Annotated in this window: 8 protein-coding genes; 1 reads left to right on the forward strand and 7 read right to left on the reverse strand. The window is 45.9% G+C overall.

The annotated features are described in order from the left end of the window. Positions 1-17: 17 nt before the first annotated feature. The 3 genes from H8S64_RS17565 to H8S64_RS17575 form a co-directional block, all read right to left on the reverse strand. The gene (locus tag H8S64_RS17565; protein WP_099290152.1) at positions 18-2,039 is read right to left on the reverse strand and encodes a protein-disulfide reductase DsbD family protein; all 2,022 of its coding nucleotides are present in this window, start codon (positions 2,037-2,039) and stop codon (positions 18-20) included. Between the two features lie 160 nt (positions 2,040-2,199). Then, positions 2,200-3,747, reverse strand: a complete 1,548-nt coding sequence (locus H8S64_RS17570) for an Rne/Rng family ribonuclease (RefSeq protein ID WP_186977795.1) — start codon at positions 3,745-3,747, stop codon at positions 2,200-2,202. Positions 3,748-3,936: 189 nt separating this feature from the next. Beyond that, positions 3,937-4,239, reverse strand: a complete 303-nt coding sequence (locus H8S64_RS17575; RefSeq protein WP_444860995.1) for an HU family DNA-binding protein — start codon at positions 4,237-4,239, stop codon at positions 3,937-3,939. Positions 4,240-4,484: 245 nt separating this feature from the next. Here H8S64_RS17575 and H8S64_RS17580 point away from each other — a divergent pair, with 245 nt between their 5' ends. Continuing rightward, a complete protein-coding gene (locus H8S64_RS17580; RefSeq protein WP_186977797.1) occupies positions 4,485-5,198 on the forward strand; it encodes a hypothetical protein in 714 nt (237 codons plus the stop codon). Positions 5,199-5,291: 93 nt separating this feature from the next. On the opposite strand, the gene H8S64_RS17585 is transcribed toward H8S64_RS17580, so the two are convergent. Genes H8S64_RS17585 through H8S64_RS17600 form a run of 4 tightly spaced genes read right to left on the reverse strand, consistent with a single transcriptional unit; the run spans position 5,292 to position 12,233 of the window. Continuing rightward, positions 5,292-6,761, reverse strand: a complete 1,470-nt coding sequence (locus tag H8S64_RS17585) for a helix-turn-helix domain-containing protein (RefSeq protein ID WP_255469591.1) — start codon at positions 6,759-6,761, stop codon at positions 5,292-5,294. An 8-nt stretch (positions 6,762-6,769) separates the two neighbouring features. After that, positions 6,770-9,841, reverse strand: a complete 3,072-nt coding sequence (locus H8S64_RS17590) for a DUF4906 domain-containing protein (RefSeq protein WP_186977799.1) — start codon at positions 9,839-9,841, stop codon at positions 6,770-6,772. Then, entirely contained in the window at positions 9,838-11,142 is a 1,305-nt protein-coding gene (locus H8S64_RS17595; RefSeq protein ID WP_186977801.1) for a hypothetical protein, read from the reverse strand. Before H8S64_RS17595 ends, H8S64_RS17590 begins: the two co-directional genes overlap by 4 nt. A 44-nt stretch (positions 11,143-11,186) precedes the next feature. Further along, entirely contained in the window at positions 11,187-12,233 is a 1,047-nt protein-coding gene (locus H8S64_RS17600; RefSeq protein WP_186977803.1) for a FimB/Mfa2 family fimbrial subunit, read from the reverse strand. Positions 12,234-12,242 lie beyond the last annotated feature (9 nt).

Genomic DNA, 12,242 nt, shown 5'->3' on the forward strand with positions numbered 1-12,242 from the left:
TTATTATTAATCAAATCTTATTTGTTGGCACGAGCTTTATACTCTTTCAAACCGTCTTGCAAAAACTTCACGAATGCATCCCGGTCTTTGTTATGACCTCTGGCTGGTTGCAATACATGTGGTTTCAGCTCTTTGTCACTTCCATGACGGCTATCCAGCAATATATAGTTCGGTTGAGCGTTGGATTCAAACATTTTGATCTGGAAATCAGTGTTTTTCTTTCCAAGCGTGTTTTTCTTCTTACCGTCATAGTCGGAAACATATACTTCCTCTGCCGGTAATTTGGTCTTATCGTCCACGTAGAGAGCCACAACAACATAGTCGTTTTTCAACATCTCCATCACACGAGGATCAGACCATACACTCTGCTCCATCTCTCGGCAATTCACGCAACCGTGACCCGTGAAATCGATAAACAAGGGCTTATCTTGCGCCTGAGCTGCTTTCAGAGCCTGATTGTAATCGAAATATCCATCCAATCCATGAGGCAAGTGCAAGAAGTCGGAATATTTCACCGGCTCATCGGAAACACCGTTGGAAGATTGATTCCCCACCCGGACACCACTTTTCATGATCTCCTTGGCGTTATCGCGAACGATACGGTTAATATCGAAGTCTATCGTTTCTTGTGGCGGGAAGTATCCGGCAAGAGCTTTTAACGGCGCACCGAACATACCCGGTATCAAATAGATCACGAATGACATCGTGATAATAATCATCACCAAACGAGGAACACCTATATGAGTCAATTCACTATCATGAGCGAATTTGATTTTACCCATCAAGTACAATGCCTGCAAAGTGAATACAGCAACCCAGATAGCGATGTAAACCTCACGGTCTAGCAATCCCCAGTGATAAGTCTGGTCGGCTACCATCAAGAATTTAAGACCTAAAGCGATCTCTATAAATCCTAATACCACTTTCACGGCATTCAACCAACCTCCGGACTTCGGAAGATTGCTCAATTTCGAGGGGAAGAACGAGAAGAACCCGAAAGGCAAAGCCACGGCGATAGAGAATCCTAACATACCGATAATCGGACGTAACACGGATCCGCGAGCGGCCTCAACCAACACGGTTCCCACGATCGGTGCGGTACAAGAGAATGATACCAGTACCAGCGTGAATGCCATGAAGAAAGCACCTACATATCCGCCCTTATCCGCTTGTTTATCTGATTTGTTCACCAACCAAGCCGGCAACACGATTTCGAACGCCCCGAAGAAGGAAGCGGCAAAAACCATGAATATGATAAAGAAGCAAATATTAGGCAGCCAGTTCGTGCTCAACCAGTTGATAAATCCCGGTCCTAACAGGAAAGAGATAATCAATCCCAACGCCGTGTAAATCCCAACGATGGATAAAGCGAAGAATATAGCTTTAGCTTTTGCCTTAGCCTTATTGGCATCCCCGTGCATAAAGAATGATACCGTCATCGGGATCATCGGGAACACGCAAGGCATCACGACAGCAAGCAAACCACTACCGAATGCCACCCAGAAGAATATCCACAGGTTATCGTCCTGCTCTGCATCCTTCTCCGCGGAAGCCTCAGCAACAGTAGCTTTAGCACCACCTTTGTCCTCTAACTTAATGGTAAAATCTTTTGAACCCGGCACGCAAGCACCCTCTTGGCAAGCCTGAAATTCAACACTACCGGTCACGGCAGTTACTCCCGGATCGGTAACCTTGATCTTTTGCTTTACGGTATACGTGTCCGCGAAATACAGCACATCTACCTTAAAGACATCATCGTGTTTTTTGTGCGGTTCACTCTCTACCGGAGCCCCAACCAATTCTACACCTTTACCAACTTCCTCGATCGAGATTGATGTCGGCATCGGTCCTCCTTCCGGGGTATTGATTGAATAAACCGTCCACCCGGGTTGGATTGTTGCTTTAAAGGTCAAAGTGTACTCGTTATCCCCGGTTTTCTCCTGCGAGAACGTCCAACTGGTCGGGTCGGAGATCTGGGCAAAAGCCGAGAAGGCACCCATGAACAACGTAAAGATCAACGTCAATAGTCTTTTTTTCATAAAAAATTATTTAATAAAACATCAAATTGCATGCTTCTCGAAATCGTATGCATTATCACACAGCGGACACAAAAGTACCATTAATTTGCAGTAGCGCAAATCCATGGTACTATTTTAACATCGATTTAATACGAGAAAACAAAATTGTAAGTAAAACTACCTATTCTGATTCTATTTCTCTATTAAAACGATTAAAAAACTTATACTCGTAAATATAAAAAGAAGGCACCCCGACCACTTTCAAATGTATACGATGCTTAAAAGCCCACTTCCTGCGCAGTGACCAGAAACCTTTTTTAAGATACGCCTCGATAAACGGATGTACCTTCAACACCAGATATTTAATTTTCCTCTCTTCCACGAGGTATTCCAGTTGGTCTTCAATCTTGTCGATCACCAGAATAGCGGCATCCGCTTTCCCGCTCCCGTGGCAAACGGGACAAGTTTCCGTCGTCGTCACGGTCATTTCCGGACGCACCCGCTGGCGGGTGATCTGCATCAATCCGAATTTACTTAAAGGAAGTATAGTGTGTTTAGCACGGTCGAGTTCCATCGCCGAGCGCATTTTCTCGAACAATTTTTGGCGGTTCTCCGCACTCTGCATATCTATAAAGTCGATCACGATAATCCCTCCCATGTCACGCAGTTGCAATTGGCGGGCAACCTCGTCGGCAGCAGCCAAATTCACTTCCAACGCGTTGGATTCCTGATCATCTCCCAGCTTCACGCGGTTCCCGCTGTTCACGTCGATCACGTGGAAAGCCTCGGTATGCTCGATAATAAGATAAGCACCGTTCTTGAACGAAACGGTACGTCCCAGCGAAGACTTGATCTGTTTATCTACCCCAAAATAGTCGAAAATCGGCACATCGGTAGATATATATTTCACGATATCTTCTTTCTCCGGGGCTATTGTACTGATATAGCGTTTAATTTCTTTACTCACGGCTAAATCATTGACATATATATTCTCGAACGAGGGATTCAAAATATCCCGGAGAATGACACTGGTCCGGTCTATCTCCCCCAGTATCAATTTGGGAGGTTCGATATCCCGAATATGCTTGAAAGCCATTTCAAAACGCTCCACAAGCTCTGTTAATTCACTGTCAAACAACTCCGCATTCTTCCCCTCGGCGACAGTTCTGACGATCACCCCGTAATTCTTGGGGCGTATACTTTCAATCAGTCGTTTCAAACGCTTCCGTTCCTCGACCGACTTAATTTTTTGTGACACCGATACCTTTTCAGAAAAAGGCATCAACACAAGGTGACGACCGGCGATACTTAACTCAGACGTCAAACGCGGTCCTTTCGTAGATATAGGTTCTTTCGCCACCTGCACGGCAACGTATTGTCCCACGGAAAGCACTTCCCCGATTTTCCCATTCTTGTTGATTTCCGGCTCCAGCTTCAATTTAGCGACAGGCATCCCTTTCCGGGCGATACACTGCTTGATATAACTGTCTAAAGAATAAAACTGGGGACTGAGATCAAGGTAATGTAAAAAGGCGTCTTTCTCGTAGCCCACATTAACGAAAGCAGCATTCAACCCGGGCATAATCTTCTTGACTTTCCCGTAGTAGATATCCCCTACTGCAAACTTTACGCTAGTCTTCTCCGTCGTCAACTCTACCAATCGCTTGTCTTTTAACAAAGCGATCACAATTTCTTCCGCTTTTACATCTATGACTAACTCAGTATTCACTACCCGATAATTAATCTATTAATCAAAATAAACCTAAAGGCACTGTAGCCCTTAGGTTTATATTTTCTACTCACAAACGATGACTATTTCTTCTTATGTCTATTCTTTCTAAGTCTCTTCTTCCGTTTGTGAGTGGCCATCTTATGTCTTTTTCTCTTTTTTCCGCTTGGCATAATTTCACTCCTTTCTTTATTTTACTTGATCTTTAACCTGATTCACGAAACTCTTCGAAGGCTTGAACGAAGGTATATTGTGAGCCGGGATCTTGATTGTTACATTTTTGGAAATGTTACGAGCGGTTTTCTCTGCTCTCTGCTTCACGACGAAGCTACCAAAACCTCTTAAATACACATTCTTTCCATCAATTACAGAACCTTTAATCGCTTCCATGAAAGCTTCAACAGTCGTTTGTACTGCAACTTTTTCAATACCAGTGGTTCTGGAAATTTCATTCACAATGTCCGCCTTTGTCATTTTCTTTAAGTATTTAATATTCAATAATATATTTCATTTATCCTAGATTTCAGTCTGCAAATATATATCTTTTCCACAAACAATGAAACAAACTTCGCCATTTTTGTCAATATTTTTTGATGTCTATGTTATTCAAGCAAAGGATAAACCCCATAATCGTACCCGTAATAATACAATTTTCTCATCTTTTTTCCTATATTTGTACCCGATAACAGCTAACTCGTCGTTTTTATAGTATAATTTACAATTTAATTAAAAGAAGTATGAGAAAATCTATTGTATGCGTGTTCATGATGCTTTGTGCATTACATTTATTCTCTTCCTGCAACGACGGGATTGTCAGAACATGGAAGCTTAGTCAAATCAAAACGGAAGAAGTCCCGGGAGGGAAACCGAAGTTCGTGTCCGGACCTCTATTCATGACATGGGAAGCATCCAACGATGCCGTGCTGGGCTTCTTCAAAGTTACAGGCATCCCCACGATGGTCGTTCCCATGGGAAGCAGCAAGCTGGCTCAACAATTAAAAGACATCACGTTCCAGAAAGACGGTAATGTTGTTGTGACCTATGCGGTTCCAAACCAAGAGGGAACAGAACCCCAATGGGAAAAATCCAAACCGGGAATGGTTACATACAAGGTAAAAGACGATCAAATCCTCTTTTTCCCGAATGTTGACAATCTTCTGGCTTCCTTGCCGGCAGACAGCTTGAGAAACAACGCCACGCTGAACGAAGCCGTTGAAATGGTAAAGAACGGCATCCCGGTAAACTACAAGCTGGAAGGCAACACGGCGAAATTATTTATCGACAAACCTTTCATTGAAAAAATATTCCCCCTCATTCTCGCCGGACTCGATAACGTTGATCCCGCCACGATGGGAAACATGGGCGGAATGATCAAAGGATTGCTTCAAGGCATCCCCTCCGTTTTGCAAAAAACCACGAAACTGGAAATAGGGTTGAATCTGGAAAAATAATTTGACTTTATAGACTTTAGGAGCCGAAGGTTCGACATTACGGACTTTCAGACCTGATGGACGAGAGGGTGTGTTTTTACACCCTCCCCCTTATTATTCGGAAAGATTAAACTTTCTCAGTTTATTATATAGAGTGGATTTACTGATACCCAATAATTTCGCCGCATTTCTTTTGTGACCGCCGGTTTGTTTCAGTACCTGCAGGATGTGTTCTTTCTCCTTGGTTTCCTCTTCTTGCACCGAAACAGTTGTTTCCGTCTGTTCCTTTTCGCAGCTCTGGCTCTCTTTTTGTTCCTGTAATTTCTTTTCCTGTTCGAGCAAACGATCGTGAGCCGCTATCGCCTCGGGATGATTACGGCGTACAAAACCTCCCACGCTCTTGTATTGCAGTCCCAGCCGCCGGGCAATAGACTTTAGCGTTTCGGTTGTCGTTTCATACAGGCGCACCGCCTCGTCATATTTCTCCGCACTACGTGCCAAGACCGACCTGCCGTTCGATAACTTCGTCCTGCCAAGAGTTGCGGCAAGCTCCGGTTCGTGCTCGTGCAGATACTTCCTGAATACATCGGGATTCAACCCGAACTCTTTCGCCACTTCCGCCATGGGGCTCCCGGTTGCCTTCAACCGTTCGATTGCCCCGGCGTACTTTGCGGCTGTTGATTTCAAGTAACATTTTGTCCCGGTAGGACGGGTTCCCTCTCCACGCCCGTCAACATCGTGACGTTCCTCCATCAACTCCTTGTTCCACAACCGCAAATGATGGCGCAATCCCATGACCGTGACTCCTGTTGCCGCGCAAATCTCCTCCTGCGTCATGGCGGTAGTCCGGTACAGCCGTATCGCCTCACGGTACTTTTTCTCGCTCTCGGGCATGGGCTCGTGCTTCCTGCCGTTCCCTGTCAACTCTCCCCGGATCTTGTTCGTTTTTGCACGCTCGCGTTTGTTCGCCCGTGCCCGAATCAAGTCCTTATAATAATACAGCAAATGTTCCCGTAGTCCCGAGGACGAGAGTCCGTACAAGTCAGCGGTCTGCCTGATGGTATCCTCCGTGATTCGCAGGTGCTCCACGGCTTCGGCATATTGCTCCTTGCACCACGATTTCACACCCCGATGCAAGTTGTCGTTCACCCCTAAACGATGCCGTTCCTTTTCGCGTCGTTCCAGTATTTCAGGATAGTGGTTCCGTAACTGGTTACCGAGGGCGGAAGGGTTCAGTTCAAACAAGCGAGCTATCTGCGACACGTTGAACTCGATATACGCCGCATCATCGCACGCCCGAATAGCATCCTTGTATTTGGCGTGGGCAGCAGCGGTTTGCCCGCTCTTCTTCCGCAACCGGACTTGAGCTATCTCCGGACCGCACTCGACACCATTGCGTTTCAGCATCAATTGGCGATGGTAACTAGCGATATAGCGAGAAAATCCGGTGTGAGAAACCCCACACCGCCGACATATTTCGACACAGGAGAGGTCTGTGGCGACATACAATTCCAAAGCCGGACGATATTTTGCTTTTGTCTCCGGCTTGCACCCTCTCATCCGGTTACATTCGTTCTCTGTCATGGATACTCCTATGGCTGTGTTTTAGTTGGGCGCACGGGAAAACCGTCTGTAGCATAGTAATTATTACACGGCCAAATATGGGGAGAATAGGTACTACCATCTACAGTAGTACCGCCTTGCGAGAATTCAAAATGTTTGACATTATACCGGAATCCAGCATCAGCACTATTTACAGGTACATCATAAGGAGAGGCTTGCGAATGCCATATCTGACCATTAACACCATAAGTGTGTAATAAGGCATTATCATCCCAATCTCTATATCCATTCAAAGGGAATCCTAAAGAAATCAATTTTGTTTTATTAGTATAGAATTCTATTATTCCATCTTTATAGTCCGGCTCCTTCATCATATTCTCCTCAATAACGGCATAGGAATTCGTACTAAAACTACCTGTTATGCCCTTGCCGTCCTCTGTAAAGCCGGTGAATTCATAGAGAGAACTTACATTATATCCTGCCGGACAAGGGTCATAGATTGTCTTAATAACCTTATCGTCTCCATCCCAATTACTATTGTCCCAAAGATTAAAATAAATATTATCTTGAGGTCTATAAGGCTGAGTAGTACTATTGTTGTTTATACGAGGACAATTCTGCCATTTGTCTGGGTTTTTGATAAGGTCAGCTGTCACCTTATACGATTCCTTTCTATCACTATCGCTTGCATACATTAATGACGGAGCAGAATTTTTCATATTGCCACCGGCGTCATACCATGTCTTGGTTGTCTTATCTGCATTGCCACCGGCGATGAATGGGTCTTTACGCCCCCATTGGAAATAAGGATTATTTCCACAAGGGATAGCTACGTGAGGCTCTTGGATGATTTTCACGGTCATCGATAGACCTTCTTGTCCTGCTTGGCTAATAAGCTGTGTAAACCTTACCTCACACTCGTGCCTGTCATAATACCGGATAGGCTTGCCTCCGGAACACCATCCGAGATTAACAGGCATTATTTCAAACTCCTGCTCCTGCGGTTTAGTCCATTGGTCAAACTCTCGGTATGGACGGCTGAGCACTACATTTTTTTCAGAAAAATCAATCGCCGTGACCCAAATATGCCAGCTCCACATGATTGTATTTTTCGAATCTTTAAGTGCTATCACAGCATTGCCTTCCTTGATGTTTCCAATTGAGAATCGGACACCTCCTATTCCACTACATGCACCTGGTTCATATCTTACGTCTGTAATCAGATTTAACTCATCCTGCCATACCAGCGATGCCGAAACGTTAGTTTCGCCGGTATCTTCCAAAATATAGGGACTTCTAATCTCGTCACCCTTATAATTCTTAAATTTTTTAAGATAATGTGCAGAATATCCAGGCAGCTCTGTCCCTTTAAAGGTGTAGGCATCGGAATTTACAACATCATTAGTAATGGCATTACCATATACTAGGGGAAATTCGTATGTTCCTTTTGCATCCACAATATAGCAATTGGCAGTATTTCTCTTACCGTCTTTCATCGATAGGTCACCGCCTTTGTTAGCGTTCACCGAAAGCATCGAATCCAGCTTCACAGACGTATAAGGGTTATTATACTTAATCTTCAATTTATACACACCATTCCCTTCATGTGTAGTGGTGAAACCGCCAAGCCAATCCGGACATGTTTCGGTAAATTCATCGCTACCGGCATCCTTGTACTCGATTTTATATTCCACCGGATCATGATTCTCCCAACTATCCGCCTGGTACATAAAACTCGTTACTGTAATGAAATTGTCTCCCATGAAAGTGTTTCCATAATTTGGCATGGTATTGTTGTAGGTTGGCACAAAATATTTGCCTCGGTAATCAACTGTTTCAGGATGAGTTACCCAAAGACGGGTCACATAGTCAATGCGCCAGTCAGGCTCATCGGCGAATCCGTTGAAATGCAGCGTCAGTTTATAATGGCAGTTGCGCTTGGCGTTATAATCCTGCACAACGTTTTGTCCAAGCATGAAGCGATAGGTAATGTTACACATTCCCGGTCGCTCTGGATTTGTAGACTCGTAATAGGCATCCACCTCAATATAGGTGGCGTATGGTTTTTGCCTGTATTGATACAAGGTATCAAGAATACCATCGTTGTTGTTGTCAATCTGTTGTTTATTAGGTCCGGTTCCCTGCATATTCTCGTAGAAGAAAAGTGAACTAGGGTTATTCTCAGAGTGAGCGTTAGGATCCATCACCCATGACATTGTTCCGTTTTCACCCGTTTCCTGTACTCTCGGGTAGCAAGGCGTGTCTTTTGTGATGAGCGCGGGATAGCTCGCATCATAACTCGCAGATTCGCTGTACACTACCTCTTCTCCTGTTGGAATAAGATTCTCGTCACTCTTGGCGGTGTTATCGTTACCGAGACTACATGACTTAGGTATATTTTTTATACGTAACTCTTTGAGATAAATCGAAACACCCTCTTTCAGGCTTGAACCGTCAAATGCCACGGTCACTTTGGAAGCGGCACGGCGTACCCACGCCTGTAGTTTCTCGCTCTGCTTGTTAATAGTCAATACAGGCGCTTCGTTACTTTGGGCATCCGAGAAGAAATGACCGAACATCTGGTTATTGGCACCTATATCATCTTTGTTCCATATTAAAGAAATATTTTTTAATCCCGCTATCGTTTTAATAACGTCATTATATCCGGATAAGTCCCCCATGTTGGCTACCGCGTAGATATAATACTTCCCGTAAGGTACAGTCAAACGGAAGGTGGCACACGGTGTTTCGGATTCTGCCAATGGCAACGTCTTGTCTTCCCCTCCGATTGATTCCGTTCTATTCTCGTCTTTTCTCTTAATATTTGTAATAGTATAATTCTCAACCGGATATTTATTTACCAAATTTCCATCTTCATTATATAGCAACACGCACAGGCTCTTGATTGCCTTTATGGCATCCCCCGCAGAACGCGAGTTCCCATTCAGAGTGGGGGTAAGAGGTTTAAACTTCACTGTTCCACTAATCACGCATTCTCCTTCGCCTACTCTTTCATCATCAATATACAAATCGTCCTTGCAAGAAAACGTGCCGATAAACAGCAGGCACAAGAGGGTATATATGGTTATCTTACATTTCATATCTGTTGCGATTTCTCGAATTCGTTCGTTTTTTCTTTAGGGTCGTCCAACCCGAATTTCGGATCCAGTACTACACCCCAGTACGGTTCCACATCTACTTGCCACTCGAGGGCGTTAAACACGATATTTACCTTCACGTGCGTGTTACGGAAGAGCGAACCGAGGCGTGGCAATGTGGAAGTATAAACTGCTGTCGTTTTGTTTCCATCCAATAATTCTTCTTCCGTGCGAATGGTCACTTTGTATTCCTGTAGCTTCAAAGCGTTATCTCCGCTTTTCACGCTCTTGCTCTCCGGCAAATAAATAGCGGCGGAAGCTACCTCGGGAAGTGTTTCGTCCGTCTTTGCCGGTAGCACCAGCGGGGAGGAAAGCAACCCGTGAGAAACATGCGTCGTTCCCATCGGCACCTCATAGTCCGTCAACCACTCGTAGTGGTCCGTTTCCGTTTTTCCCGTTTCTATTACCATCCAATCTATCCAATTCTTGTCCGTGGCGTTGGATGCCCCTTCGTCGAAGGGCAATTCTTTATAATTGTCCACGCTTGTACTATCGACCACCCAACAGTGCCCCCCGGCATTCTTGTTCACGTGAGGCATCAGGTACATTTGGTCGGTTATCAGGTTCTCGACCTCAATGCCGGTCACGGAAATCTTTCTCCGCGAACGGTTTTCAAAATTGAACGAGAATTTGGTGGCAGCCCGCACCACGTACAGCGTGTATCCTAATACGTATTCATCGTTTGTGATATTTTCCTTATCCGGTACCGTGATATCATACACAGCGGTCATGGGTATGCCGTCATCGCCGGGCTTGTAAGCGGGTTTGAAGACATACGCCTCCACCGGCGCTTTGCCGGATTCATTCGGGAGAAATGCCTGGTTAGTGAAATCAAACGGCTTTCCACCCGTATCCTTCAAGTTCCCGTGGTTGGCAATCAGGTAAATTCTCTTCTGGCGACCGGCTTCCACCTTGAAGGTGTGCCCGTCTGTCAACGGAATTCCGGTTGAAGCTCCTTTTACCAAGCGGTTGTGTTCCACCTCCCACTTGCCGTCATCCCCCGGTTCTTTCGACACAATCACGACCAGCAACTGCCTGATCTTCTCGTCAGCGCCCTCTTCACCCTCACCCGCGCGGGAAAAACCTCCTGCCACGTCAGTGTGGAAAGTGAGGAACACGCTGTTATCCTTTTCTTCTCCCTCTTCGCGAGACAGTTTAAAGGAATCCTTGTTGCACGAGGTGAATCCCAGCAAGCTGCAAAGCAGGAAAACTATGCTGATGATATGTCGATGCTTCAGTTTCATAAAAAAAACAGTTTTCTCTTTCTTGTATCACATTTTTCCGTCCATCACCATTCCACGTCATTGATACGTACCACCCAATCGTTTACCACGATGCGTGTGTTCAACCAAATATCGTTACTCCTCAAGAAGAAAAACAGCGTCCAACGGCTTTCGCGGTCCAAGTATTCCTGGTCGCCCATCTTGTAACGCTCGCCGCGAAGCAACAACAGGTAGCGCTTCAGCGGGAAGTCTATCACCGTCTTCCCGGTCTCGTGGTTTTTCACCAGAAGGCGCGGGTTGTTCTTCATCATCAACCGCGAGGTACTCAGTTCAGCGTACGCCACGTCCACGGGTTGGGGCACCACCTCGTCGGGCCCCACGATAGCGACTCCCGTCTGTGCCTGTCCCTTCGCCCAGGGAATGTAGGTTACGGTTTCCCCCTCGGGGAACAAAACGGCATCGTGTATCAGATCGTTGTCATACCCGAACAGGATGTTGTCATCGATAATCTCGAAGTCAAAGTCGTCAGCGTTGACCGTTCCCCCGTTCTCTTGTTGCAGCACGACGCGTATGCTGTTGGTGTTCTTCCTCATCTCCACCGTTCCCTCGTTGTAAAGGTCGGCGGTCCCGAGGGTAAGTTCTCCCCAGAACATATCGTGCAGCTCGCGCCGCTCAGGCACGGTGAGGCAGTCGGCATCCAGCATGACTTTCAGGTCAGTCCGCTTGCTGCCCACCACGGGAGTCTCCACCGGCGAGAAAGAACTCTGTTCGCACGCCATTCCCCCGTATGCCGCGAAATGATAATTTCCCTCCTCGAGCTCCAGCACCATCCGGTAATTCTCGTCCTGTAGTTCCGCCCCGGTCACCACCCGCGTGTCCACGAGGTTGTCGTCCTCGTCATAGATATAGAGTGTCAGACAGTCCACCTGCTTGTGAAATGCATTGGCATACTCCATGTTGTACTCGTAGACGAAGCGTAACGATACACCGTGCGGGCACGGGTCAAGGTCTTCATTGATGAGTTTGCACGACGAAAAAGCAAGCCCCATGGATGCGACACTTAATGCCGCACCCACGAGTCTTGATATAATATTTCGTTTGCTACTTCGCATGGGTATCCT

The sequence above is a fragment of the Butyricimonas hominis genome (assembly GCF_014287455.1).
Classification (GTDB): domain Bacteria; phylum Bacteroidota; class Bacteroidia; order Bacteroidales; family Marinifilaceae; genus Butyricimonas; species Butyricimonas muris.

Bases quoted from the DNA above. Each gene is read 5' to 3' on its own strand.
- H8S64_RS17565 (WP_099290152.1), bottom strand. From the start codon at position 2,039: ATGAAAAAAAGACTATTGACGTTGATCTTTACGTTGTTCATGGGTGCC.
- H8S64_RS17580 (WP_186977797.1), top strand. From the start codon at position 4,485: ATGAGAAAATCTATTGTATGCGTGTTCATGATGCTTTGTGCATTACAT.
- H8S64_RS17585 (WP_255469591.1), bottom strand. From the start codon at position 6,761: ATGACAGAGAACGAATGTAACCGGATGAGAGGGTGCAAGCCGGAGACA.
- H8S64_RS17590 (WP_186977799.1), bottom strand. From the start codon at position 9,841: ATGAAATGTAAGATAACCATATATACCCTCTTGTGCCTGCTGTTTATC.
- H8S64_RS17595 (WP_186977801.1), bottom strand. From the start codon at position 11,142: ATGAAACTGAAGCATCGACATATCATCAGCATAGTTTTCCTGCTTTGC.
- H8S64_RS17600 (WP_186977803.1), bottom strand. From the start codon at position 12,233: ATGCGAAGTAGCAAACGAAATATTATATCAAGACTCGTGGGTGCGGCA.